Source organism: Polaribacter litoreus, assembly GCF_054584775.1.
Genome location: NZ_JBTLRD010000011.1, coordinates 1 through 26,077 on the forward strand (window position 1 = coordinate 1; position 26,077 = coordinate 26,077).

The 26,077-nt window shown below is 30.0% G+C and carries 21 protein-coding genes; 8 read left to right on the forward strand and 13 right to left on the reverse strand.

Going from position 1 to position 26,077, the window contains the following annotated elements; genetic code table 11:
• Positions 1-337 precede the first annotated feature (337 nt).
• Positions 338-1,363 carry a type IX secretion system protein PorQ gene (gene porQ / locus ACW9UN_RS10860; protein ID WP_459486289.1) on the forward strand — a complete coding sequence of 342 codons (1,026 nt, stop codon included), beginning with the start codon at positions 338-340 and terminating at the stop codon, positions 1,361-1,363.
• Complete coding sequence (gene cmk, locus ACW9UN_RS10865) at positions 1,364-2,059, forward strand: (d)CMP kinase (RefSeq protein WP_459486290.1); 696 nt, start codon at positions 1,364-1,366, stop codon at positions 2,057-2,059. It abuts the gene before it with no gap.
• 115 nt (positions 2,060-2,174) lie between these two features.
• Here the strand turns inward: cmk and ACW9UN_RS10870 are convergent, their stop codons facing one another.
• The gene (locus ACW9UN_RS10870) at positions 2,175-2,804 is read right to left on the reverse strand and encodes a 7-carboxy-7-deazaguanine synthase QueE (RefSeq protein ID WP_459486291.1); all 630 of its coding nucleotides are present in this window, start codon (positions 2,802-2,804) and stop codon (positions 2,175-2,177) included.
• A 524-nt stretch (positions 2,805-3,328) separates the two neighbouring features.
• On the opposite strand from ACW9UN_RS10870, the gene rpsA reads away from it, so the two are divergent.
• Positions 3,329-5,158 carry a 30S ribosomal protein S1 gene (gene rpsA, locus ACW9UN_RS10875; RefSeq protein WP_459486292.1) on the forward strand — a complete coding sequence of 610 codons (1,830 nt, stop codon included), beginning with the start codon at positions 3,329-3,331 and terminating at the stop codon, positions 5,156-5,158.
• A gap of 226 nt (positions 5,159-5,384) precedes the next feature.
• Here the strand turns inward: rpsA and folE are convergent, their stop codons facing one another.
• The 6 genes from folE to nadC form a co-directional block, all read right to left on the reverse strand.
• Entirely contained in the window at positions 5,385-6,074 is a 690-nt protein-coding gene (folE, locus tag ACW9UN_RS10880) for a GTP cyclohydrolase I FolE (RefSeq protein WP_459486293.1), read from the reverse strand.
• A 197-nt stretch (positions 6,075-6,271) separates the two neighbouring features.
• Positions 6,272-7,636, reverse strand: a complete 1,365-nt coding sequence (hisS, locus tag ACW9UN_RS10885) for a histidine--tRNA ligase (RefSeq protein WP_459486294.1) — start codon at positions 7,634-7,636, stop codon at positions 6,272-6,274.
• 113 nt (positions 7,637-7,749) lie between these two features.
• The gene (locus tag ACW9UN_RS10890; RefSeq protein ID WP_459486295.1) at positions 7,750-8,694 is read right to left on the reverse strand and encodes a YihY/virulence factor BrkB family protein; all 945 of its coding nucleotides are present in this window, start codon (positions 8,692-8,694) and stop codon (positions 7,750-7,752) included.
• A 40-nt stretch (positions 8,695-8,734) separates the two neighbouring features.
• Positions 8,735-9,202, reverse strand: a complete 468-nt coding sequence (locus ACW9UN_RS10895) for a hypothetical protein (RefSeq protein ID WP_459486296.1) — start codon at positions 9,200-9,202, stop codon at positions 8,735-8,737.
• Complete coding sequence (locus ACW9UN_RS10900) at positions 9,199-9,768, reverse strand: pentapeptide repeat-containing protein (RefSeq protein WP_459486297.1); 570 nt, start codon at positions 9,766-9,768, stop codon at positions 9,199-9,201. The genes ACW9UN_RS10895 and ACW9UN_RS10900 overlap by 4 nt, the downstream gene beginning before the upstream one ends.
• 86 nt (positions 9,769-9,854) lie before the next feature.
• Complete coding sequence (gene nadC / locus ACW9UN_RS10905; protein WP_459486298.1) at positions 9,855-10,712, reverse strand: carboxylating nicotinate-nucleotide diphosphorylase; 858 nt, start codon at positions 10,710-10,712, stop codon at positions 9,855-9,857.
• Positions 10,713-10,884: 172 nt separating this feature from the next.
• Between nadC and rlmH the strand changes: the two genes are divergently transcribed.
• Positions 10,885-11,358, forward strand: a complete 474-nt coding sequence (rlmH, locus tag ACW9UN_RS10910; protein ID WP_459486299.1) for a 23S rRNA (pseudouridine(1915)-N(3))-methyltransferase RlmH — start codon at positions 10,885-10,887, stop codon at positions 11,356-11,358.
• A gap of 107 nt (positions 11,359-11,465) precedes the next feature.
• On the opposite strand, the gene ACW9UN_RS10915 is transcribed toward rlmH, so the two are convergent.
• The gene (locus ACW9UN_RS10915; RefSeq protein ID WP_459486300.1) at positions 11,466-13,910 is read right to left on the reverse strand and encodes an FAD-dependent oxidoreductase; all 2,445 of its coding nucleotides are present in this window, start codon (positions 13,908-13,910) and stop codon (positions 11,466-11,468) included.
• A 292-nt stretch (positions 13,911-14,202) separates the two neighbouring features.
• On the opposite strand from ACW9UN_RS10915, the gene ACW9UN_RS10920 reads away from it, so the two are divergent.
• The 4 genes from ACW9UN_RS10920 to ACW9UN_RS10935 all read left to right on the forward strand — a co-directional run bounded on the left by ACW9UN_RS10920 (position 14,203) and on the right by ACW9UN_RS10935 (position 17,783).
• Positions 14,203-14,784, forward strand: a complete 582-nt coding sequence (locus tag ACW9UN_RS10920; protein ID WP_459486301.1) for a non-canonical purine NTP diphosphatase — start codon at positions 14,203-14,205, stop codon at positions 14,782-14,784.
• 31 nt (positions 14,785-14,815) lie between these two features.
• Positions 14,816-15,844 carry a FecCD family ABC transporter permease gene (locus tag ACW9UN_RS10925; RefSeq protein WP_459486302.1) on the forward strand — a complete coding sequence of 343 codons (1,029 nt, stop codon included), beginning with the start codon at positions 14,816-14,818 and terminating at the stop codon, positions 15,842-15,844.
• Between the two features lie 22 nt (positions 15,845-15,866).
• Positions 15,867-16,661: an ABC transporter ATP-binding protein gene (locus tag ACW9UN_RS10930; RefSeq protein ID WP_459486303.1), complete on the forward strand. Its 795-nt coding sequence runs from the start codon at positions 15,867-15,869 to the stop codon at positions 16,659-16,661.
• A gap of 69 nt (positions 16,662-16,730) precedes the next feature.
• Positions 16,731-17,783 (forward strand): M28 family metallopeptidase, encoded by a 1,053-nt coding sequence (locus tag ACW9UN_RS10935; protein WP_459486304.1) that lies wholly within the window; start codon positions 16,731-16,733, stop codon positions 17,781-17,783.
• A 368-nt stretch (positions 17,784-18,151) separates the two neighbouring features.
• On the opposite strand, the gene typA is transcribed toward ACW9UN_RS10935, so the two are convergent.
• From typA to ACW9UN_RS10960, 5 genes are all read right to left on the reverse strand, one after another.
• Entirely contained in the window at positions 18,152-19,924 is a 1,773-nt protein-coding gene (typA, locus tag ACW9UN_RS10940; RefSeq protein ID WP_459486305.1) for a translational GTPase TypA, read from the reverse strand.
• 306 nt (positions 19,925-20,230) lie between these two features.
• Positions 20,231-20,647: a BLUF domain-containing protein gene (locus ACW9UN_RS10945; protein WP_459486306.1), complete on the reverse strand. Its 417-nt coding sequence runs from the start codon at positions 20,645-20,647 to the stop codon at positions 20,231-20,233.
• 54 nt (positions 20,648-20,701) lie between these two features.
• Positions 20,702-22,477: an AMP-dependent synthetase/ligase gene (locus ACW9UN_RS10950; RefSeq protein ID WP_459486307.1), complete on the reverse strand. Its 1,776-nt coding sequence runs from the start codon at positions 22,475-22,477 to the stop codon at positions 20,702-20,704.
• Between the two features lie 335 nt (positions 22,478-22,812).
• Positions 22,813-23,649, reverse strand: coding sequence for a DUF4249 family protein (locus tag ACW9UN_RS10955; RefSeq protein ID WP_459486308.1), 837 nt, complete (start codon positions 23,647-23,649; stop codon positions 22,813-22,815).
• A 4-nt stretch (positions 23,650-23,653) separates the two neighbouring features.
• On the reverse strand, positions 23,654-26,023 hold the full coding sequence (locus ACW9UN_RS10960; RefSeq protein WP_459486309.1) for a TonB-dependent receptor: 2,370 nt from the start codon (positions 26,021-26,023) through the stop codon (positions 23,654-23,656).
• Positions 26,024-26,077 lie beyond the last annotated feature (54 nt).

The window sequence follows — 26,077 nt, forward strand, 5'->3', positions numbered from 1 at the left end:
GGTCGCTGCCTTTCTTTATCTTGTAATAATCAAGATTCTTAAACCTCATATCTTACGATATGAGGTTTTTTATTTTAGATTAATATTCTTATTTAATCCATACATTAGCGTATGAATAACTCAGAAATCCTATTAAATAATTTTCTTGTTGATATGAATAAATAAGTAAGTTTCTTGATATATAAAAAGAGTACTTTGTTCGATGAAAATTTCTTTAAATTATACTAGCACCAATCAAAGTTATTACTATTAATTAATATTTTAAGGTTTTTCTTTCTGTCTTGAAATATATTGAAGTATTTTCGTTATTATTTATATATGATTATTTATAGATTTAATGAATATCAAAAAATTTCTTTTTTATCTTTTTTTAATGACTTATTTCTCTATAAATTCTCAAGTTGGAGGTGAGAATGTATATCAATTTTTAAATTTATCAACATCAGCAAGACAAATTGCTTTAGGAGGTGAAGTTTTAACTTTTATAGATGATATAAATCAACCAATTTGGAATCCAGCAACAATAAATGATGCTATAGATAATAAAGTTTCTTTAAATTACTCTAGTTTTTTGGCAGGAATAGACATTGGATCTATGTCTTATGCAAAACTTATTTCTAGGCGATTTGGAACAATCCATGGGAGCATAAGTTATTTAAATTACGGTACTTTGATTGGTGCTGATGATCAAGGAAATGAAACAGGTAATTTTAATGCAAGCGATATTGCCTTATCTATTGGATATGCTAGAAATTTACCTTGGACAAATTTTTTTTTCGGAGCTAATATAAAATTAATTAATTCTAACATTGATAACTTTACATCATCTGGAGTTGCAGTTGATTTTGCAGTATTATATTACTCGCCTTATAAGCCATATGCATTTACAGTGGTTGCCCGTAATTTTGGTACTCAAATTAAATCGTTTAATGGAACAAAAGAACAGTTACCTTTTAAGGTTGCTGTGGGAGCTTCTTATCAATTAGAATATGTACCTTTAAAATGGTATTTAACATTAGATAATTTACAACAATGGAATGTTTCTATACCCAATCCTTCTGATCAAACTACGGATTTAGAAGGAAATGTAAGCGAGCAAGAAATTGGTTTTATAGGGAATACATTCAGGCATTTTGTAATCGGAGCAGAGTTGTTTCCAGAAAGTGCTATTAATTTAAGGTTAGGTTGTAATTTTAGAAGAGCAGCCGAATTAAAACTTCAAAATGTAAGAACTTTTGGGGGTATTTCTTTTGGATTTGGAATAAAAATGAATAAATTAAAATTTAATTATGCGTATTCTAAATTTCACTCTGCAACAAATGCAAGTACTTTTAGTTTGCAAATTGATTTAGATAAAAGATAAATGAATAAAAAAATTACCATAGCTATAGACGGTTTTTCATCCACAGGAAAGAGTACTATTGCTAAATTATTAGCTAAAAAATATAATTACATTTATGTAGATACAGGTGCAATGTATAGAGCTGTTTCTTTATATGCCAAACAAAACGGTTTTGTTGGTGAAAATTTTTTAGAAAAAGAGAAACTTATCTCTAACCTATCTAATATTTCACTTTCTTTTCAATATAACAACGAGCTTGGTTTTGCAGAGATGTTTTTAAATGGAGAAAATGTTGAAAAAGAAATAAGATCTTTAGCAATTTCTCAGTTGGTAAGTAAGGTGGCTTCTATTTCTGAGGTTCGTAAAAAGTTGGTAGCAGAACAACAACAAATGGGTAGTGAAAGAGGAATTGTTATGGATGGTAGAGATATTGGAACCGTTGTTTTTCCTAATGCAGCATTAAAATTATTTATGACTGCTTCTGCAGATAAACGAGCATCTAGAAGGTACAAAGAATTGATTGATAGAGGAGATGATGTAAGTTTTGAGAAAATTTTATTCAATGTGCAAGAACGAGATCGAATTGATTCTACCAGAAAAGACTCTCCATTGGTTAAAGCAGCTGATGCCATTGAATTTGATAATTCTGATATGGATATCGAAGAACAATTTGAAAAAATTTGTAGTTTGGTTGAACAGAAACTTTCAGAAATCTAAAAATTGGTAAATAGTTCTAGCCCTGATTGAGGCTTTGTTGGAGCTCCTTGAAAAGAGCGACTGCCGAAAGCAGGAAATAGCTACAAAAAAAAGATACTGAAACAAGTTCAGCACTTTAGGGAATATTCAAATATTTATGTGTCTGTAGAGAAATTTTCCATTTAGGATTTTTCATAACATATTGTACAATTAATTCTGTCATTTTTTCTTTTTTACTCCACTCAGGTTGTAAAAATAATTGACATTTTTCAGAGACTTTAGCAGCTTGTTGTTCTGCAAAATCAAAATCTGATTTATTATGAATAATCATTTTTAATTCATCAGCTTCTGGATAAACTTCGTCTAAAGGTAGCTTTGTTTTTTTAGGAGATAGGCAGAACCAATCCCATTTTCCAGAAAAAGAATATGCACCAGAGGTTTCAATATGGGTTTTCAAATTATTTTTTTGTAGTAGGTTTGTTAAATAATCCATAGACCACATTAGCGGTTCTCCACCTGTAACCACAACAGTATCAGCATATTTTTTAGCATTAGTAACAATGTTATCTGCTAAAGTAGGAGGGTGTAACTTTGCATTCCAACTTTCTTTAACATCACACCAATGACATCCTACATCACAACCCCCAACTCTTATAAAATAAGCTGCTGTTCCAGTATGCGAACCCTCTCCTTGAATGGTATAAAATTCCTCCATAAGTGGAAGCATAATACCTTTGTCTACTAAATTTTGTGTTTTTTTATCCATCATCTACGTTCTTGTACCCATTACTTCAAATTCAATTTTGCGCCTGCTGCTAAACTGGCTGCAAATGTAGTTCTTGCAGGTAAAATATCGGTAAAAAAAGTACGATAAATTGTATTTCTAGCAAAAAAATATATAATAACAGAAAGTATAACTGTACTTTTTATCATGTTTTTGAGTATTAAATTGTGATGCTTTAAAGCATCTTTTATATTTAAAATAGTTGGTTTATTTTAGTTTAATTACTTTCATTTTACATAAAAAATAGGTTTGCGCATAAAAATAAACGCCGTTTTATGGAAAGTTTTCATAAGTTTTTGATTATCAGTAGCAAGTTTCATATGTATATGGATGAATTATTTGAATATAAGTATTTAAAAATCAAATGTTTTTTGTAAATTTGCACTCCTTTTTACGAGAACAGATTTAAAAAAGGATTCAAGAAAAATCAATTTTATAAAACATCTCTTGATGTTTTTATCGTTAAAAATCTGAAAAACAACAAGATACAAATTTTATTTTCAGGAATGTCTGAAGAAACAAAAAACACTGACGAGCAAGTAGTTGCTACTGAGGTACAAGAAACAGCAACTCCAGCTGTTGAAAAACAACAAGATCCACAACAATTTTTAGCTGATTTTAACTGGCACAAATACGAAGAAGGTATTGATGAAGTTGATGAAGAAAAATTAAAAGAGTTTGAAGAAGCTTTAAAAGGAACTATTGGTTTTGTAAACGAAAGTGACGTAATTGAAGGAAAAGTTATCAGAATTACTGATAGAGATGCAATTATCGACATCAATTCTAAATCTGAGGGAGTAATATCTTTAAACGAATTTCGTTACAATCAAGGCTTATCTGTAGGAGATACTGTTGAAGTTTTAGTGGATAAAAGAGAAGATTCTTCTGGTCAATTGGTATTATCTCATAAAAAAGCAAGAGTAATAAAAGCTTGGGAACGTGTAAATAATGCGCATGAAACTGGTGAAGTAGTTAACGGTTTTGTTAAATGTAGAACTAGAGGTGGTATGATTGTAGATGTTTTCGGAATCGAAGCATTTTTACCAGGTTCTCAAATTGATGTAAAACCAATTAGAGATTACGATCAATATGTAGAGAAAACAATGGAATTCAAAGTTGTTAAAATCAACCACGAATTTAAAAACGTTGTTGTTTCTCACAAAGCATTGATTGAGGCTGATATTGAATTACAGAAAAAAGAAATCATTGGCCAGTTAGAAAAAGGACAAGTATTAGAAGGTGTGGTTAAAAACATTACTTCTTATGGTGTATTTGTTGATTTAGGTGGTGTTGATGGTTTAGTACATATTACAGATTTATCTTGGTCTAGAATTAATCACCCAAATGAGGTTGTTGAGTTAGATCAAAAATTAAATGTTGTAATTTTAGATTTTGATGATAACAAATCTAGAATACAATTAGGCTTAAAACAATTATCTGCTCACCCATGGGAAGCCTTAGATGCTAACTTAAAAGTTGGTGATAAAGTAACTGGTGAAGTAGTTGTTTTAGCTGATTATGGTGCGTTTGTAGAAGTAGAGCAAGGAGTAGAAGGGTTAATTCACGTTTCTGAAATGTCTTGGTCTACACACTTGCGTTCTGCACAAGATTTTGTAAAAGTTGGTGATAAAGTTGAAGCTCAAATTTTAACTTTAGACAGAGAAGATCGTAAAATGTCTTTAGGTATCAAACAATTACACCCAGATCCTTGGACAGATATTACCTCTAAATTCCCAGTAGGTTCTACACATACTGGTACTGTAAGAAATTACACTAATTTTGGAGTGTTTGTTGAGTTAGAAGAAGGTATTGATGGTTTAGTGTATATTTCTGATTTATCTTGGACTAAGAAAATTAAGCATCCATCAGATTTTGTAACTGTGGGTCAAAAATTAGATGTTCAAGTTTTAGAATTAGATGTTGAAAACAGAAAATTAAACTTAGGTCATAAGCAAACTCAAGATAACCCTTGGGATGCTCACGAGGCAACTTATGCAATAGGTTCTATTCATGAAGGTGTTGTAAAAGACAAGAATGATAAAGGTGCTGTAGTAACTTTTGATGATGGCGTAGAAGGTTTTGCACCAAGTAGATTTTTAGAAAAAGAAGATGGTACAAAATTAAGCAAAGGTGAAACTTTGAAATTTATTGTCCTAGAATTTTCTAAAGAATACAGAAGAGTAGTTGTATCTCATACTTCTATCTTTAAAGAGCAAGAGCGTAAGAACATCAAAGCGCAAGCTAAAAAATCTCAAGATGCAGAAAAAACTACATTAGGAGATATTGGAGGTCTTGCAGCGTTAAAGAAGAAAATGGAAGCTGGTAACAAGAAATAAAAATTTCTTTTATTAAGTTGATATTTATCATATTTAAGAGCCATAGCATTTTTTGCTATGGCTCTTTTTTGATATATAGAATAAACCTTTTTAGGATTACTTTTATGTATGCAGATAAGAACTCTTGTATCTAATGAATTCAAGTAACTTAAAGCAAAAAACCGTTTAGAAATTTTCTAAACGGTTTTGAATATTTTAAGTTTTTGATTTTAGTAGTAATAAAACATCAATCGAAATCAGTGTCCATTTTTAGATAATCTAAAAACTCTCTTTTGGTTTCTGGCTCTTTAAATTTACCACCAAACTCAGCAGTAACTGTAGAACTTTCAATATCTTTTATTCCTCTAGAATTTACGCATAAATGTTTTGCGTCGATTACACAAGCTACATTTTCTGTACCCAGAGCTTCTTGCATTGCTTGTACAACTTGCATAGTTAACCGCTCTTGAACCTGTGGTCTTTTAGAAAAATATTCTACAATTCTGTTCATTTTTGATAAACCAATCACTTTTCCATCAGAAATATAAGCCACATGAGCTCTACCAATAATTGGTAATAAATGATGCTCGCAAGTGGAATACACAACAATGTTTTTCTCCACTAACATTTCTCCATAATTGTAATTATTATCGAAAGTTGATGGTTTAGGCATATTTTTAGGGTTTAAGCCCATAAAAATTTCGTTTACAAAAGCTTTTGCCACTCTTTTTGGAGTGCCTTGTAAACTGTCGTCTGTTAAATCCATACCCAAAGTGTTTAAAATATCTTTTACACTTTCTTGTATTTTGGCTATTTTTTCTTCATCAGAAATATCAAAAGCATCAGCTCTAAGTGGTGTTTTTGCTGATGTACCAATGTGGTTTTCACCAATTTCTTCTGTTCTTTCGTCATTCATTTTGCTGCTCAATTCAAACATTTCAATCTATATTAAAGTGCAAATTTACGTGTTTGCAACGTATTATAAACGTTTTTACATCAATTATCATTATAACAGAATAATTCTTGATAACTAAACTTCTTCAAAAACAGTTTTGTAAGGTTCAATTTTTATCAATTCTGTAAATACTTTAAGTTTTTTGTTGATGTTACCAATCAATCTATAATGTTGTATAACTATTTTAATTGGTCTACTAATTCTGATAACGAACATTTTGTTTGCGCTCCAGAAACCATATTTTTTAAAGTATATTCTTGTTTTTCAATTTCTTGAGAACCCACAATTACAACAAATTCAATTTCGCGTTTGTTAGCGTAATTCATTTGTTTTTTCATTTTTGCAGCATCAGGATACAATTCAGATTTTATATTTTGAGTTCTTAAAGCAGCAATGGCTTTCATAGAATACAAAGCTTCTGCATCACCAAAATTGATAAATAATACCTTTGGTTTTGGCAAATCAACAGATTTAAACAAACCTAACTCTTCTAAAACTAAGTAAATTCTATCCAAACCAAAAGAAATTCCTACACCAGAAACATCTTTTAAACCAAAAATTCCTGTTAAATCATCATATCTACCTCCACCACCAATAGAACCCATTTTTACACCTTCTGGAGCAGATACTTCAAAAATTGCTCCTGTGTAATAATTTAATCCTCTTGCTAAAGTTACATCCAACTCTAATTTAGCAGATTGTAAACCTAATTTTGAAATTGCATTGATTACAAATCTTAATTCTTGTACGCCTTGCAATCCTTCTTCTGATAATTGTAACATTTCTGCTAAAGCATCTAAATTCTCTTTATTAGTGCCATCAAAAGAAAATAAAGGTTGTACTTTTTGAATTGCTTCTTCAGAAATACCTTTGGATATCATTTCTGCTTCTACTTTTTCTTGACCAATTTTATCTAACTTGTCTAAAGCTACAGTAAAATCGATTAATTTATCTTGCGCGCCAATAACCTCTGCAATACCCGAAAGTATTTTTCTGTTATTGATTTTAATGGTCGTTTTTTCTAAACCTAATTGAGTAAAAACTGTATCGTATAATTTAATAAATTCTACTTCTTGCCAAAGCGATTTACTCCCCACAACATCAGCATCACATTGATAAAATTCTCTAAAACGTCCTTTTTGTGGTCTGTCTGCTCTCCAAACTGGTTGTACTTGATATCTTTTAAAAGGAAATGTAATTTCATTTTGATGTTGTACTACATATCTTGCAAACGGAACAGTTAAATCGTAACGCAATGCTTTTTCTGAAATTTGCGCTGTAACTTTTGTGCTTTCTTTTTCAGCTAATAATTTTTCATCAGCTTTTTTTAGAAAATCCCCAGAATTTAAAATTTTAAAAATCAGACGATCTCCTTCTTCCCCATATTTTCCCATTAAAGTTGATGAATTTTCAAAACTCGGAGTTTCAATCGGTTGAAATCCGAAAGTTTCGAAAGCAGTTTTAATCGTATTTATAATATAAGTACGATTGGCAACTTCTGTTGGCGAAAAATCTCTAGTTCCTTTTGGGATGCTTGGTTTCATATAAATAATTATGAATTACGAAATTTTAATTAATGATCAAATCACTAAAACCTAAAAATTTGTAATTATGATTTTGTAATTGTACAATTTAAGAGCGCAAATATCGTGAAAAGTTATAATTTTTTAGGGGTTACAAAGGTTTTATTTCGTCTTCGTAAAGAGTAAATGGTTGCATTTAACTCGAAACCCAATAAGAGAATTATGGCATTTAGCCAAATGAATAACATTAAAATCAATAAAGTACCAATTGAGCCATATAACTCGTTGTATTTTGCAAATTCTGTAACATAATAGCTAAAAAGGTAAAATGTTAATATTGATAATATTGTTGTAAAAAATGCGCCAGGTGATAAAAACCGTGAGTGTTTGGCATCTTTAACTCCATATTGATAGAGGATGGAAACTGTAATAAAAATCATACTTAAAAATATGAAACCTCTACCTAATTGTAACCAAATTAAGTTATCTTCTAACCAACCTAACGTAACAATTTCTTTTAAGAATAACTCGAAAAAAATAATAAGAACTACAGTTATCAGTAAAAAAGCAACAATTACTAATGTAACTAACATGGCGATAAAATAAGAACGAAACACGTTACGCATTTCTTTTACGTGATACGAATATTCAAAACCGCCAAAAATGGCATTTACACCATTTGTCATTAAAAAAAGTGAGGCCAAAAAACCGAAAGATAACAACCCACCATATTGGTTTTTTATGATATCGATAATAACAGAGTCTACAGCATCAAAGGTTTTGGGTGGTAACACATTACCAATAACAGAAAGTAAACCTTCTTGTGCGCCATCAATAGGTAAAAACGGAATTAAAGTTAACACAAACAGCAAAAACGGAAAAATTGCCATAAAAAAACTGTAAGCAATACCTCCAGCCCTTGTAGTTAAAGCACCTTCTACAATACCAATAAAGTACATTTCTATAACATCATATAAAGACATACCTTCTAAACCAGGCACTTTAATGCGTTTACCAAAACGCACTAAGTTGCAAACTATTGGTATTTTATCAAGTTTATCTTCTATTTCTTTTGTCATAAGCCTCTTTATCTTTGAGACATTTCCATTAAGGAAAAAATTACTGCTCTATTTTATGAAGTGCTAATATTATTTGTTTAAAAATCATTTTTGTTTCTGGCAATTGTAGCGAGTCTTTAAAGAATAGAAAGTCTGCTCCAAAACCTGTACTACACAAAAGTCCGTATTTTTTATGAAAAATTAACGTTCTAAGGTGAGTTTTCATTTCATTTGTTTGATACATTTTGTAATCGTAATTCTTTGTGATGTACCTTTTGTTAGTAATTAAAAATGTATCCTTTTCAATCATCAACATATCCTTTTTACTATAATATTTCAAATTTATATTTTTGATGGTATCATTTTTATGGATGTAATTGTATGCGATAAAATCATCTTTGTTATCAATATTTAAATTTAATTTTTCAATTTTTTCGGTATTTAAAGTATGTAAGAAAACAGTTTGGTTTTTTTCTGTACAAGAAATCATACACACTAACATTAAAAGAATTATAAGTTGTTTTTTCATTCGATAATCAATTTATATTTTGATAATAAGCCATAAACATTTTCTTTACTAAACTTAGCGCCTTTTACACTATTTTCTTCTGGATCTATTTTAAAATTAAATGCGGTTCTAAAATCTACTTTTTCTAGTGATGTTCTATCAAAAATTGTATTTTTTAGATCGCAATTATCAAAAGTTGAACTCGATAAATTAGATGCTGTAAAATCAGTTTCTTCTAAGTTACAATTTACAAATCTTGTATTTTGAATATTTAATTGATAAAAAGACGCGAAATTTAACAAACAATCTTTAAAAGAAAATTGCAATAAAAAAGGATCGCATTCACTGAATTTTACGCCCAACATTTTACAATTACTAAAACTCACATCTTTAAAAGCGGTGTTTTTTATGATAGTATTACTAAAATTACAATCGATAAATTCGCATTCTACAAACTGAATATTTGATGCGTGAATACTTTCAAAATTACAATTGGTAAATGTACAATTGTCATATTCTCCTTTTTTTATTTTTGATTTTGTAAAATCAATTTTAGAGTATTCTTCGCTATCAAAATAATTGTTCATGCTTTTTAATTCATTATTTAAAGTTCAAAATTCAAAGTTGGGCTTTAGTTCAAGGATTCAACTTTAAATTTTAAACTCAGAACTTCTTAAAGCGCTTTTAAACTTAAATCCATATTATAAACCGAATGTGTTAAAGCACCAGATGAAATAAAATCTACACCACATTCTGCGTATTCTCTAATGGTGTCTTCGTTAATTCCTCCAGAAGATTCTGTTAAGCATTTATCACCAATTAAAGCCACCGCTTTTCTAGTATCTTCGTAATTAAAATTATCAATTAAAATTCTGTAGACTCCATCAACAGATAAAATTTCTTCAATTTCTTCTAAACTTCTAGCTTCCACAATAATTTTTATATCAATATTATTATCCGCTAAATATTTTTTAGTTTTTGTAATGGCTGCTGTAATTCCACCTGCAAAATCAATGTGATTGTCTTTAATCATTACCATGTCATACAACGCAAATCTGTGATTTTCTCCACCTCCAATTTTTACTGCCCATTTTTCTAGAGCTCTAATTCCTGGAGTGGTTTTTCTGGTATCTAAAACTTTGGTTTTTGTCCCTTTTAGCAAGTTTGCAAAATATGCAGTTTTGGTTGCAATTGCACTCATTCTTTGCATTGCATTTAACACCAAACGTTCTGCCATTAAAATGGATTGCGATTTACCAGCAACATGAAAAACAATATCTCCATATTTAACTTCATCACCATCGTTTATAAAAGTTTCTACTTGTAAATCTGCATCAACATATTTAAAAACAAGTTTGGCAAATTCCACACCAGCTATAATTCCGTCTTCTTTTACCAACAATTTTGCTTTACCTTCTGCTTCTGCAGGAATACATGAAAGTGAAGTATGATCTCCATCTCCAATATCTTCTCTTAAAGCATTTTTGATAATTAAATCTAGTTCGTTCTGAAATTGTTCTTTTGATATCATTTTTTCGTGTTTCTGATGTAAAAATAGCAATGATTTTTTAACTTTTTGTCAGTTCGAGTGAATTTAATGAGTGAAAACGAATAAATTTGTATCGAGAACAATTATAGTGAACTTCTCGATACAATTTTCTCATAAAATCGAAAATTACTCGAAGTGACAAACCTAAAAACTAATGAAAATTAAACTTCTGGCCATAGGTAAAACCGACAACAAACATTTAATTCAATTGATTGATGAATATCAAAATCGATTAAAACACTATATTAAGTTTGAACTCGAAATTATACCTGATATTAAAAATGTAAAAAATTTAAGCGAAGTTCAGCAAAAAGAAAAAGAAGGAAATTTAATTTTAGCCAAACTCCAAAATACAGATCAATTAATTTTGTTAGATGACAAAGGAAAACATTTTACATCTATAGAATTTTCTAAATATTTACAAAAGAAAATGAATTCTGGAATTAAACAATTGGTTTTAGTAATTGGTGGTCCCTATGGTTTTTCTGAAGCGGTGTATAAAAAATCTGTTGGTAAAATATCATTATCTAAAATGACGTTTTCCCATCAAATGATTCGTTTATTTATTGTTGAACAATTATACAGAGGTTTTACGATTTTAAAGAATGAACCTTATCATCACGAATAATTAAAATGAACTAGCATCATTATAATTTTAAAAAAAAAAGAAGCCTTATTTGATTTCTATCATCAAAACAGACTTCTTAATTTTACTCTCAATTTTTAAATGCTATTTTATACAAATAAGTTTAAATTAGATTGTTCTGCTTCTTCTAAATAATTAGCAACACCTCCTATTTTTACACCTGGTATTAATTCAGTTTTATCAACTCCCATAATATCCTTACTCATTTGGCAAGCAATCATATTTATACCACTTTCTTGTGCAATCTGTATCATTGTTTCTAAAGCATCTACGTGTTTATCTTTCATTCTCCATTTCATCATTAAACGTCCCATACCTGCCATATTCATATTAGAAAGTCTTAATTCTCCTGCATGACTTGGCATCATTTTGCTAAACATATTGCCCATGGTATCTTTTTTTACTTTTGGTTTGTTAGCATCTTTAATAACATTTAAACCCCAAAAAGTAAAAAACATTGTTACTTTTTTACCCATACTAGAGGCACCATTTGCAATTACAAAAGAAGCCAAAGCTTTATCTAAATCATCACTAAAAACAACAATTGTTTTATGGTCTGATGCCACTTGTAAATCACTTGAAACTTCTTTTTTAGCTTTTTCGATTATTGCTTTTACTTCTCCTTGGTTATGTTCTCTTTTAATTAGTTTGTTTCCAGTAACTTTGCACCAAGATTCTACATCACTATAAAAACCTGGATCTGTAGCTGTAACTTCCATTTGGTCTCCATCTAAAATTCCTTCAATATTCTCTTTTAATTTTAAAATAGGACCAGGACATTGTAAACCACAAGCATCTACTTCTATGGTTTTTATATTGTAAGGTGTTTCGGGTTTTGCTGTCTTATCTTCAATTACATCATCAAAAAAAATGGGATTAGATTGTTCTGCCATTGCTTGTTTGTAGACTTTTAATCCACCAGAAAGATTGTAAACATCATCATAACCATTCTGACGTAAAATTCTTGTAGCCACATAACCACGCAAACCAACACCACAATAAATCATTATTTTTTTATCCTTAGGTATCTTTTTTAAATGATTTCTTAAATCATCAACATTAATATTTAATGCTCCATCAATAGAACCTAAATCATATTCTTCTTTAGTTCTTACATCTAACACAAAAGAATCTGTAATACCTCTTTTCTTAAATTGATAAGGAGAAAGTGGTTTAAACAAGCCTTTAATAATATTTTCTGCATTAAAACCAGCCTGATTTACTGGGTCTTTTGCAGAACTAAAAGGTGGTGCATAAGCATGTTCTATTTCTTGTAAATCATAAATTGTTCCGCCATTTTTAATGGTTGTTGCTAACAAATCTAATCGTTTATCAACTCCTTTATAACCTACAATTTGTCCTCCTAGTAATTTTCCATTATCAGGATCAAAACTAATTTTTAACACCATTTGCATAGCACCTGGATAATAACTAGCGTGAGAACCACCGTAAACAATTGTACTTTCGTGTTTTCTACCCAAAGCTTTTAAACCACGATGTGTAAGTCCTACAATTCCTGCTGATAAATCAAATACTTTTGCAATAGCTGTACCAATTGAACCTAAATATTTTCTTTTATGGCCATACACCATATTATCAGCTAAAATTCGACCTTGTTTATTTGCTGGTCCTGCTAAAAATGCCAAACTTGGTTTACCTGTTATAGGATGAGGAAACTCGATAGCATCACCCACTGCATAAATATCTTTTTTTGATGTTTGCAAATACTCATCTACCCAAATACCACCTGCTTCACCAATTTTAATTCCTGCAGATTTTGCCAAAGAAGTATCTGGTTTTACACCTATAGATAAGATGATAAAATCGGCAGAAATTACGCGTTCACTTGCCAAATGAACATCAATTAAATCTCCATTGGGTTTAAATTCTTTAACAGCATCTTCTAAAAACAAACCAACATTCTTTTCTTTAAAATGTTGATGAATTGGTGCTGCAATTTCACTATCCATCATATTCATAACTTGACTTGCAGCTTCTACAACAGTTACTTTAACACTAATATGATGTAAATTTTCTGCCATTTCTAAACCAATAAACCCTGCACCAACTACAATTGCTCTTCTTGGTTTAGAATCATCTACAAAAGCTTTAATTTTATCGGTATCATCTACATTACGTAACGTAAAAATGTTTGGCGAATTAATACCTGGAATTGGAGGTTTAATAGCAGAAGCACCTGGAGATAAAATTAATTTATCGTAAGTTTCTTTATAAACTTCGCCAGTTTGTGTTTTTTTAATTTCAACACTTTTATTGTCAGAATTCACAGAAATTATTTCTGAATGTATGCGAATATCTATGTTAAAACGGGCATTAAAACTTTCTGGTGTTTGCACTAAAAGCTTACTTCTATCTTTTATAACGCCACCAATGTAATAAGGCAATCCACAATTTGCGTAAGAAATGTGCGAACCTTTTTCTACAATAATTATTTCTGCTTTTTCGTCTATTCTTCTTAAACGAGCTGCAGTTGTTGCTCCACCAGCAACTCCTCCTACAATAATATACTTCATATTTTTATAAATTATATTGAGTTTAACTCAAAATTTAGTGACCTATTTACACTACAAATTAACAAACTTCTAAAGCTTTTATCTGTAACAAATATCACATATAGCTTAAGATACAGCCATTTTTATTTTCAAAATTTAAATGTGATTAAATCAATGATTTTTGTCATTTTTTAAATTAAATATCCGTTCAAAGTTTTATTAAAAACTGTCGTTTTAAACTCTCCTCTTTTGTTACTTTCAAACCTTAAAAACTTTGTAACTTTGTTTTATTAAAACTTTGTAATTCAAAATAATGAAACTCGTATTTGCTACCAACAACCTTAACAAATTGGCTGAAGTTCAGAAAATGCTGCCAAAATCTATAGAATTATTGAGTTTAAAAGACATAAATTGTTTTGATGAAATTGATGAAACTGAAACAACTTTAGAAGGCAATGCCAAATTAAAAGCAGATTATATTACTCATAAATTTGGTTACAATTGTTTTGCTGATGATACAGGTTTAGAAGTTGAAAGTTTAGGAGGAAAACCAGGAGTTTATTCTGCACGTTTTGCTGGTGAACCTTCAAATTCTGAAAATAATATGCAAAAATTATTATCAGAATTACAAGCTAAAGAAAATAGAAAAGCACAATTTAGAACTGCTGTTGCTTTAAATTTAAATGATGAAAAATTTCTTTTTGAAGGCATTTGCAAAGGCGATATTTTAACCGAAAAACAAGGTGAAAAAGGTTTTGGTTACGACCCAATTTTTAAACCTGAAGGATACAATTTGTCTTTTGCAGAAATGAGTTCTGAAGAAAAAAATAAAATTTCTCATAGAGGAATTGCCATTCAGAAATTAGTCGCTTTTTTATCTGATTATAAAAAATAGGTTTCATTGATACGAATCCTAAAAGTCTTACATGAAAAACAAATCTTACACAAAACACTTTATCATATTATCAGTAATACTGATATTCTTGTTTTTTGTAAATATTAGCTTGGGTTCAGTTTCTATTCCTTTTCAAGATATTTTTAAAATTTTTACAGGTAGTTTTTCATCCAAAGAAAGTTGGGAAATAATTATTTTAAATTTTCGATTACCAAAAGCAATAACTGCAATTTTAGTAGGTTCTGGTTTGTCTATTTGTGGTTTGTTAATGCAAACGTTATTTAGAAATCCACTAGCTGGTCCATTTGTATTGGGTATTTCTTCTGGAGCGAGTTTAGGTGTTGCTATTTTAATTTTAGGTTCTTCTGTTTTTGGAGGATTTTTATTAACCAATACTGTATCTAATTGGTCTTTACCCATTGCTGCTAGTTTAGGTGCTTTTTTAGTATTATCTGCAGTAATTATAGCCGCAAATAAGGTTAGAAATACAATGTCAATTTTAATTATTGGTTTAATGTTTGGGTCTTTAACTTCTGCAGTAATTAGTGTATTGGCTTACTTTTCTGAAGCAGAGCAAATTCAGCAATATTTATTCTGGAGTTTTGGTAGTTTAGGGAATTTAAGTTGGAATGAAATTTTAGTTTTTTCTATTATTTATAGTATTGGAATTCTTGCAACACTAACAATTATAAAACCTTTAAACAGTTTTTTATTGGGCGAAAATTACGCCAAGAGTTTAGGCATTAACATTAAAAAAAGCAGAAATATTATCCTGTTAATTACTAGCTTGTTAACTGGTGTTATTACTGCTTTTTCTGGCCCAATAGCTTTTGTGGGTTTGGCTGTACCTCATATTACAAGAATGTTTTTTACGACATCAAATCATAAAATATTAATACCAGCTGTAGCCATTTTGGGCGCTATTATTTTATTAATTTGCGATGCTATTGCTCAATTACCAACAAGCGAATTTACGCTACCCATTAATGCAATAACATCGCTTTTTGGGGCACCTGTTGTTATTTGGTTGTTAGTTAGAAAAAAGAAGATTTATATATAATCTAGTAATAAAGCAACAAACCTTGAAACATCTTAAAAATATCATCTTAAAAACCGAAAATCTAAGCATAGGTTATCAGAATAAAAAGTCGCAAAATATTGTAGCGTCTAAGATTGATATTGCTATTGAAAAAGGAAAATTGGTTGCGGTTTTAGGTAAAAACGGAATAGGTAAATCAACTTTATTAAGAACAATTTCTAAAGTTCAAAAAGCATTAAAAGGCGAGGTTTTTATCAACCAAAAAAATATTAACACCTATACAAATAAAGAGCTTTCTACAGTTTTAAGTTTGGTTTTAACAGAACGTTTACCAGAAAGTCAAATTACGGTTTTTGAGCTGATTGCTTTAGGCAGACAACCTTACACCAATTGGATTGATAAACTTTCAGAAAATGACTTAGAAAAAATAAACTGGGCCATAGATCAAACAGAAATTGATCACCTTAAAGAAAAGTTTTTTTATGAATTGAGTGATGGCCAATTACAACGAGCACTAATTGCTAGAGCTTTAGCACAAGACACTGATATTATTATTTTAGACGAACCCACTGCGCATTTAGATTTGCATCATACCATTAAAATTTTCGACCTATTAAAAAAACTGGTCAAAGAAACTTCTAAAACCATTATTTTATCATCGCATGAAGTAAATTTGTGTATTAAATTTGCGGATGAAATGATATTATTTGCCAACCATAAAACTTTAGCAGGAACACCAATTGAACTTATTCAACAAAATGCATTCGATAACCTGTTTCCAAAAGATATCGTAAATTTTAATAAAGAACTGCAACAATTTGTAATCAATAGAAACTAATTTTGATTTGGGACAAACTTTTTGCTATTTTTGGAATTAATTCAGTACTAAACTAAACAGAGTTAATCAATGAAAAAAATATTATTTGTTTTTGGAACAATCACTTTTTTTGCTTGTGGTTCAACAAAAAATGTTACAGAAGATGTAAATGTAGATCAGGCAGCAAAATATGCAGCAACAATTACAGCCAAAGATCTTGGTGCTCACCTTTTTACTTATGCTTCTGATGAGTTTGAAGGAAGAAATACAGGTGAGCCTGGACAGAAAAAAGCAGTAGAATATTTAAAGAATTTTTATGTAAATCAAGAAATTGTTTCTCCTTTAGGAGGTGATGATTATTATCAAGAAGTACCCGCAGAATGGATTAATAAAAATACGCGTAGAGGAAAATTTAAAGATTCTGAAAATGTAGTTGCTTTTATTAAAGGTTCAGAAAAGCCAGATGAAATTGTAGTGATTTCTGCACATTTGGATCACGAAGGAATTAAAGGTGGAAAAATTTATAATGGTGCTGATGATGATGGATCTGGAACTGTAGCCATGTTAGAAATTGCAGAAGCATTTCAAATGGCAACAAAAGCAGGCAAAGGTCCTAAACGTTCTATTTTATTTTTACACGTTACTGGAGAAGAAAAAGGATTGTTGGGCTCTAAATATTATGCTGATGTTGATCCTTTATTTCCTTTAGCAAATACAGTTTGCGATTTGAATATAGACATGATTGGTAGAATTGATGATAGACATAAAGCCGACCCAAATTATGTATACTTGATTGGTTCTGATAAATTAAGTACAGAACTCCACAATTTATCTGAGGCAATTAATAAGAAATACACCAATATTAATTTAGATTATAAATATAATGATGAGAATGATCCGAATCGTTTTTACTATAGATCAGATCATTATAACTTTGCAAAAAACAATGTGCCTATCATTTTCTATTTTAATGGTACGCATGTAGATTATCATAAACCAACAGATACACCAGACAAAATTAATTACGAATTGTTAGAAAATAGAACGCGTTTGGTTTTTCATACAGCTTGGGAGGTAGCTAATAAAGAAACCAGAATTATTGCTGATAAAGCAACGCCTAAAAAAGAAAAAACAGCAAAATAGTTTTTACATTTTAAATTTTTTTTTAAAACCAAGTAATTAATTTTACTTGGTTTTTTTTTATCCTAACTTAAGGTTTTTCTATTAACAATATCAGTAGATTGGTATTTCGAATATTACTGTGATAAAAATAAATTTTTTATTGAAAGTAGCTTGCGAAGCAAATAGTGTAGCTGAGAAATCTTAAATTTAAATTAAGATTTTGTCCATTTCAGACGAAATGACATTGGTTTCAAAGAATAAAAATTATAAAATTTTAATAATCAACGCTTTTTAAATCGAACTTACGTTTTTTAAGTAAAAAAGCCCAAGAAATAAATTCTTGAGCTTTACATTTTTATCGTTATTATTTGGCTTTTACTACCAAAAATTTATGGTCTAAAATTAATTTTACGCATACGTAAACTAGCAGGGGTAACCTCTAAATATTCATCACTTTTAATATATTCCATACATTCTTCTAGAGAAAAATCGATTTTTGGTGCAATTTTTACACTATCATCAGTACCTGAAGAACGTACGTTACTTAATTTTTTTCCTTTAATTAAGTTTACACCCATATCAGTATCTTTACTGTTTTCTCCAACAACCTGACCAACATAAATTTCTTCATTTGGATCTATAAAGAAACGACCTCTATCTTGTAACCTATCAATAGCATAAGCAGTTGCTTTACCTGCTGCTGCAGAAACAATAGCCCCTTTAATATCTTCTGAAAACTCACCTTTAAAAGGCCCATATTCAGAAAATCTATGATTTATAATTGCTGTACCAGCTGTAGCTGTTAAAATTTTGTTTCGTAAACCAATTAACCCTCTAGATGGTATGGTAAACTCTAAATGCTGTAAATCTCCTTTTGGTTCCATCACCAACAAATCTCCTTTACGTAAAGAAACTAAGTTGATTGCTTTTGATGCTACATCTTCTGGCACATCAATAGATAAAGTTTCGTAAGGTTCAGATTTTACACCATCAATATCTTTTAAAATTACTTGAGGTCTACCTACTTGTAATTCGTATCCTTCTCTACGCATGGTTTCTATTAAAACAGATAAGTGTAAAACTCCACGACCAAAAACGTTAAATTTATCTTCAGAGTCAGTAGTATCTACTCGTAAAGCTAAATTCTTTTCCATTTCTTTAAACAACCTATCACGCAAATGACGAGAAGTTACAAATTTACCTTCTTTACCAAAAAATGGTGAGTTATTAATGGTAAACAACATACTCATTGTTGGCTGATCTACCTCAATTCTAGGTAGTGCTTCAGGATTTTCTAAATCGGCAATGGTATCACCAATTTCAAAACCTTCAATACCTGTTATTGCACAAATATCACCACTTCTTACTTTATCGGTTTTGGCTTTACCCATGCCTTCAAAAATGTGTAATTCTTTGATTCTTACTTTTTTAGTAGAACCATCAGCTTTACACAGCATATAGTCTTTATTTTCTTCTAAATCTCCTCTAAATACACGTCCTATTGCAATTCTACCTGTAAAAGCAGAAAAGTCTAAAGATGTTATTTGCATCTGTGGAGAACCTTCTCTATAAGGAGCTTCTGGAATTGATTCAACAACAGCATCTAACAAATCAATGATGTCTGTTTTTTCATCTTTCCAATCTGTTGACATCCAACCGTTTTTAGCAGAGCCATAGATTGTTGTAAAATCTAATTGATCTTCTGTAGCATCTAAAGCAAACATTAAGTCGAATACTTTTTCGTGTACTAAATCTGGAGTACAGTTTTCTTTATCAACTTTATTTACAACAACAATAGGGGTTAAACCCAATTCAATTGCTTTACCTAATACAAAACGAGTTTGTGGCATTGGGCCTTCAAAAGCATCAACTAATAATAAAACACCATCAGCCATTTTTAAAACACGTTCTACTTCACCACCAAAATCGGCGTGACCAGGAGTATCAATTACATTAATTTTTATTCCTTTATAGTTTACAGATACGTTTTTAGACAGAATGGTAATTCCTCTTTCTCGCTCTAAATCGTTGTTATCTAGCAACAAATCTGTACGCTCTTTACGATCGTCTAGAATTTTAGCTTGATCGATAATTTTATCTACTAACGTTGTTTTTCCGTGGTCAACGTGTGCAATAATTGCGATGTTTCTTATAGACTGCATGTGTACTTTCTTAAATTTCGTGCAAAAGTAGTTGTTTATATGCGATTTACACGAATTATCACTATTTATTTTTTCTGATTACTGTTTGTTGTAATGAAAGTGTAAGCTTCTGTAGATTTTTTGGTATAAATACAACAAAATTTGATTTTAGAAAGCTGTTTGTATTGATATTAGATCAATAAATATTAACAAATTTTAAGTTGATTTCTATTGAGCTACTTTATATTTTTTGGTTATATGATAAACTGTAAAACCGAATTTGTAATTTGTTATGTAGTAATAGATAGGTTTAAAATTATAGCTTATTTAGTTAACAATTTGTTTTGCCATCCTCCAAAATAAATCAATTGCTTCTGTTTTTTTAGGTATATTTTTAGAAAAAAAGGCGATACTTTGCGCAAATTTATCTTCGTTGGCAGTGCCGTTTTTAAATTCATGGAAAGCCATGCTCCAACCTGGATACATTCTTTTGTCTATACTTTCTTCTATGATGAGTGTAATATTAGAGTGCCTAACGTCTTTTTGTATGATTTTATACAAATCATCTGTAATGGTTTCTTTTTCGCCTTCTAACAATTGCAAGAATACTTTATTATGATACAATAAACAGCTAGTAATACCTTTTTTTTCGTTATTAACTCTTGAAGGTTCTAATATTTCAGTAATAGAAATGTCGTTCATTTCTGATTTTGAAATAGAATAGTACACAATTTGTTTTATCATAAGATTGTATTTAAATCAGTATAATAAGGTTGATATATAAAAATACTTAATTGTTTATGATCCTCTATAAATTTCTTCATATAAATGATTATACATCTTTTTTATTACTGCCCTTTTCATTTTCATTGTAGGTGTTAAGTGGCCATCATCAATAGACCAAATGTCAGGTGTAAGTTTAAAGACTTTTATTTGTTCCCATTTACCAAAGTTTCGATTACATTTATTTACAGCCTTTTGTATAGCATCTAAAACTCTCTTGTCGGCTATGATTTCTTCATTAGAAGTATAAGGAATTTTATGATGTTGTGCCCAGTCTGCAAGGTATTCAAAATTAGGCTGAATTATTGCAGCAGGCATTTTTTCATTTTCACCTATTACCATTACTTGCTCAATAAATAAAGATTGTTTTAACTCGCCTTCTAATAATGGCGGAATTACATATTTACCACCCGAGGTTTTAAACATTTCTTTAGTTCTTCCTGTAATTTTTAAGAAACCATCTTTGTCGAATTCTCCTTTATCACCAGTATAAAACCAACCGTCTTTTAAAATAGTGGCTGTTTTTTCAGGATCTTTATAATAGCCTTGCATAACATTAGGACCTTTTACTAAAATTTCGCCACTTTCTGCAATTTTTACTTCGATATCATCAATTATTTTACCTACAGTGCCTACTCTAAAATTTCCATTAATTTGATCATTTACAGAAATTACTGGCGATGTTTCTGTGAGTCCATAGCCTTCCATAATAGGCATATTAGCCGCTGCAAAAATTCTTGTTAATCTTGGTTGCAAAGCAGCACTACCAGAAACCATCAATTTTAATTCGCCACCCAAAGCAGCTTGCCATTTCGAAAAAATTAATTTTCTTGCTAAGCCTAATTGTTTTTCATACCACCAACCATTAGCTCCATAAGGTTCGTATTTTAAACCAAGGTTTACAGCCCAAAAGAATAATTTCTTTTTAATACCTGTTAAATCTTCTCCTTTTAAAATTATTTTATCATAAATTTTTTCATACAAACGAGGTACAGCAGTCATCACATCAGGTTTTATTTCCTGAGCATTTTCAGTTAATTTTTCTATAGATTCTGCAAAATAAACAGCTACACCACAATATTGGTATAAGTATAAAATCATTCTTTCAAAAATATGACAAACAGGTAGAAAGCTTAATCCTTTAGAGTTCCCATATTCTAGAGGTACTCTTTTTTTAGAGGCAATAACATTAGAAACCACGTTATCATGCGAAAGCATTACTCCTTTTGGTTTTCCTGTTGTACCAGAGGTATAAATTAGGGTAGCTAAATCTGTTGCTTTAACCGCATTTTTTCGCGCTTCAACCTCATTTTGGTTCGAAGTGTCTTCGCCAAGTTTTAAAATTTCTTTCCAGCTTTTTTCGCCTTTAATATCATCAAAAGTATAAATTTCTTTTAATTGGGTATCTCCTTTGATTTGATTTAACTTTTCTAAAATAGTTTCATCAGATACAATGCAATAAATTGCTTCTGAATGATTGATTACATATTGATAATCTTCTTTAGATATTGTAGGATAAATAGGTACAGTTTGTGCACCTGTTTGTAAAATACCAATATCGCAAATGTTCCATTCGTTTCTGTTATTTGTAGAAATGATGGCAACTTTATCATTAGGTTGTAATCCTATTTTTAGTAAGCCTCTACTAAGTTGATTGGCTTTATCTATATATGCTTGGGTGGATATTGTTTCCCATTTTCCATTATATTTAGTAGAAAAAGCATTGTTAAGGTTGTATGTTTCTAATTGATAGTATGGAAAGTCGAATAACCTAGTAACTTCTGTTGGCATGTGTTCTGTTTTGTTAAAGGGCAAATTACTAAAAATTGTGTTATTTCACAAATAGATATTAATATGCTTTTAATTTTGAGAAATATATATTTTTTGGTGTAAAATTTTGTGTTTTTATTTAATAATTTTACAATACATCTTTGTTTTGGAGTTGATGTTTTTTGCAATAATAGGTTTTTTTTATAAATTTTGTATGCTTTTCTGACTTAGCAAGACGTTTAAAAATCGAAAAAAAAGTTTTAACACAATCGTTTGATCATAAACTTTTTTGTTAATAATGTGACTATTTTTATCGATAGATAGATTGATTTTTGGCTTTTGTAAAAGCAAATACATTACTCATCTTTATCTAAAAAAAGCTCAACAGTATCTGTTTCTGAAATGTGAAAATAACCTAAAGGGAAATTGCTATCGTTAGTGGTGTTAATCATATTGCCTAACAAAGAAGTAGGGACTGTTTCAAAAGGACCACCACCATCTTGACCACTTTGATCTACTAAAATCTGTAAATAAGTATAGTAGTCTTTTGTTATTCCTAACATTTTTATATTTACAGTAATTGGTAACTCAATTTCGTCTTCTAAATAAAAATTAGGCACTTCATATTCTTGTCCGTCAAAAAAACGATCTTCCAATACTGAGTAATTATTATTTGAAAAATCGAAGTAATAATAATTATCTACATCTAATTCATCTTGAATTTTTACTTTAATTTCAATTTCATTCCCAGAAAATAAAGTACCATCACCACGATTTACCTCTATAATTGGTGTTGATTTTACTTTTGTTGCTTTTCCTTTATAAGTTTCATTGTTATGAATTACGGTTAATTCATATTCAATATTATCTTCTGGTATAAAATTAATTGCAGGTTCATACACTCCGTCTGCATTATCGTCTATAAAATCAATAACAAATGTATCTTGATTTATTTGATAAGTTATAAAAACAGTTGCGTTGGTTACTGTTGGTATGGTTTCCTCAAAGTAATCTGCAGATTCACTTAATTTTACAGTAGTTTTTGCACGTACAGGATCTTCATCAAAATAAACTTCAAAAGAAGCATCAATGATAAGTTTAGGTTCAATTGAAGGAACATCTACATCGATTACTTTTTCACAACTTGAAAAAAGAAATACTAATAAAATTGGAAGTATATATGTCTTTTTCATCAATTTAAAAATTAAAATTATAGGTAACAGAAGGTACTAAGCCAAAAATAGAAGTTTGTACAGCCTCATTACGCATTGTTTCTGAGTTTCTACTAAAGTTGATGGAAGCTGCATTTTGCCTTCCATACAAGTTGTAAATTCCGAAAACCCATTCACCTTGCCATTTTCTGTTTTTATTTTTATCGGGTGTTAAAGTCGCAGAAATATCTAATCTGTGATATGCAGGTAATCTGTCTGCATTTCTTCTATTATCATCATAAATAGGTACGTTTATTCCTTGTACTTCGTATTGACCTACAGGATAATTAGTTGGTTGCCCTGTTTGTAACAAAAAGTTGCTATTTAACGTCCACTTGTCTGAGAGTTTGTAGCTTGCGTTTATAGAAATATCGTGGGTTTTGTCAAAAGGTGTACTGTACCATTCGCCATTATTTATACCTGGCTCAACAGCTGTTCTACCTAAGGTTTGTTGTTCTGATCTGGATAATGTGTAGGCTAACCAACCTGTAAAATTGCCTTGGTTTTTTTTGAATAAAACCTCTAAACCATACGCTCTTGCTTGACCGTTTAAAATAACCGTTTCAATTTCGTTATTGGCCACTAAATTTGCACCATTTATATAATCGATTCTATTTTGAATGTCTTTATAAAACACTTCTGTTTCTAAAGAATAATCACCATTTTTTATCGATTTAAAATACCCAACAGCATATTGATCTAATAATTGAGGCTGTACATATTTTCCACTTGGTGTCCAAATATCTAATGGAGTAGGGGATGCTGTGTTAGAAAGCAAGTGTAAATACTGTACCATTCTGTTGTAGCTCATTTTAACAGAAGCATCATCATTTAATACATAAGATAACGAAAAACGGGGCTCAAAATTACTGAATGTTGCAACGGCATCACTTCTTTTAAAAGATTCTACACCAATTGCTTCAGCAGATTCATATTTTTTAAATTCCTCGTTATAAATTACAGGATTACCATCTTCATAAATATTCAATTCATCTTGCCCTAAACGTGTAAAGTTGCTAAAACGTGCTCCATATTGTAAGGTTAATTTGTTATTAATTTTATGTTCAGCATCTATATAAGCAGCAAATTCATTGGCATATTTATCAATTAATTTTTCGGCTACAATACCAGAATCATCTCTACTTGGTATAATTTCTCCTGGATTGAACTTTGTATAAATATTGTTGATACCATAACTCAACTTAATTTTATCACTTACATAATGATTAAAATCGTATTTTAAATTGTAGTTCGTAATACCAGAATCCCACTCAAAACCAACAAAATCTAAGGTTAATCCATAAAAATAATCAGAATAGATTAAGGATAGATTTGAGAATAGTTTGTCTGAAAAAAGATGATTCCAACGTAAGTTAGCCACTTGATTACCATAAGTATTGATAAAGCTGTTTTGAATACCGAAAACATCTTCGCCAAAATAACCAGAAAAGAAAACGCTGTTTCTATCATCGATTCTATAATTGATTTTTGTGTTTAAATCGTAAAAATACGCCTTGTTGTCGTTGTCAAAAAGTGGTAAAAATAGATGCGCGTAAGAAGATCGACCACCTATTAAAAAAGATATTTTTTCTTCTTTTATTGGGCCTTCTATCAATAATCTAGAAGATATCAATCCAATACCACCAGTTACATTAAAATCTTTACTATTACCTTCTTTTTGATAAATATCTAATACAGAAGATAATCTACCTCCATATTTTGCAGGAATTCCGCCTTTGTATAATTTTACATCTTTAATAACATCAGGATTAAAAACAGAGAAAAAACCAAACAAATGCGATGAATTGAAAACGATAGCTTCATCCAATAAAATTAAATTCTGATCTGCAGCACCCCCTCTTACATTAAACCCTGAAGCACCTTCACCAGCACTTGTAACACCAGGTAATAAAATGATGGATTTTATGATGTCTGCTTCACCTAAAACCACAGGAATCTGTTTGATGGTAGCAGAGGTGAGTTTATTGACACTCATTTGAGGCGATTTTACATTCAGTTTTTCAATATCTGTAGCAATTACTATTTCATCTAAACTTTCAGATTCTTCCTTTAATTTAAAATTTTTAGTAATTTTTTCTTTCAACGCAATGGTTTCTACAATAGTTGTAAAACCCAAATAGCTGATTTGCATTTTATAAGTACCTTCAGGAATTGTAATGGAATAAAAACCGTATTCGTTGGTTGTTGTACCAGTATTAATTTCTGGAAAATAGATAGAAACACCAATTAAAGTTTCATTGCTAGAATTGTCGTAAACAGTTCCGCTAACTGTAAATTTTTCTTGGCCTAATGCAGTTAATGAAACCAAGAAAAAAAGAAAACATATCTTTTTCAAGTTTGATATTTTTTGTTTGATTAATTTTTGTTTTGTCTAAACAAAAGTAATGCT

Bases quoted from the DNA above. Each gene is read 5' to 3' on its own strand.
- porQ (WP_459486289.1), top strand. From the start codon at position 338: ATGAATATCAAAAAATTTCTTTTTTATCTTTTTTTAATGACTTATTTC.
- cmk (WP_459486290.1), top strand. From the start codon at position 1,364: ATGAATAAAAAAATTACCATAGCTATAGACGGTTTTTCATCCACAGGA.
- ACW9UN_RS10870 (WP_459486291.1), bottom strand. From the start codon at position 2,804: ATGGATAAAAAAACACAAAATTTAGTAGACAAAGGTATTATGCTTCCA.
- rpsA (WP_459486292.1), top strand. From the start codon at position 3,329: ATGTCTGAAGAAACAAAAAACACTGACGAGCAAGTAGTTGCTACTGAG.
- folE (WP_459486293.1), bottom strand. From the start codon at position 6,074: ATGTTTGAATTGAGCAGCAAAATGAATGACGAAAGAACAGAAGAAATT.
- hisS (WP_459486294.1), bottom strand. From the start codon at position 7,636: ATGAAACCAAGCATCCCAAAAGGAACTAGAGATTTTTCGCCAACAGAA.
- ACW9UN_RS10890 (WP_459486295.1), bottom strand. From the start codon at position 8,694: ATGACAAAAGAAATAGAAGATAAACTTGATAAAATACCAATAGTTTGC.
- ACW9UN_RS10895 (WP_459486296.1), bottom strand. From the start codon at position 9,202: ATGAAAAAACAACTTATAATTCTTTTAATGTTAGTGTGTATGATTTCT.
- ACW9UN_RS10900 (WP_459486297.1), bottom strand. From the start codon at position 9,768: ATGAACAATTATTTTGATAGCGAAGAATACTCTAAAATTGATTTTACA.
- nadC (WP_459486298.1), bottom strand. From the start codon at position 10,712: ATGATATCAAAAGAACAATTTCAGAACGAACTAGATTTAATTATCAAA.
- rlmH (WP_459486299.1), top strand. From the start codon at position 10,885: ATGAAAATTAAACTTCTGGCCATAGGTAAAACCGACAACAAACATTTA.
- ACW9UN_RS10915 (WP_459486300.1), bottom strand. From the start codon at position 13,910: ATGAAGTATATTATTGTAGGAGGAGTTGCTGGTGGAGCAACAACTGCA.
- ACW9UN_RS10920 (WP_459486301.1), top strand. From the start codon at position 14,203: ATGAAACTCGTATTTGCTACCAACAACCTTAACAAATTGGCTGAAGTT.
- ACW9UN_RS10925 (WP_459486302.1), top strand. From the start codon at position 14,816: ATGAAAAACAAATCTTACACAAAACACTTTATCATATTATCAGTAATA.
- ACW9UN_RS10935 (WP_459486304.1), top strand. From the start codon at position 16,731: ATGAAAAAAATATTATTTGTTTTTGGAACAATCACTTTTTTTGCTTGT.
- typA (WP_459486305.1), bottom strand. From the start codon at position 19,924: ATGCAGTCTATAAGAAACATCGCAATTATTGCACACGTTGACCACGGA.
- ACW9UN_RS10945 (WP_459486306.1), bottom strand. From the start codon at position 20,647: ATGATAAAACAAATTGTGTACTATTCTATTTCAAAATCAGAAATGAAC.
- ACW9UN_RS10950 (WP_459486307.1), bottom strand. From the start codon at position 22,477: ATGCCAACAGAAGTTACTAGGTTATTCGACTTTCCATACTATCAATTA.
- ACW9UN_RS10955 (WP_459486308.1), bottom strand. From the start codon at position 23,649: ATGAAAAAGACATATATACTTCCAATTTTATTAGTATTTCTTTTTTCA.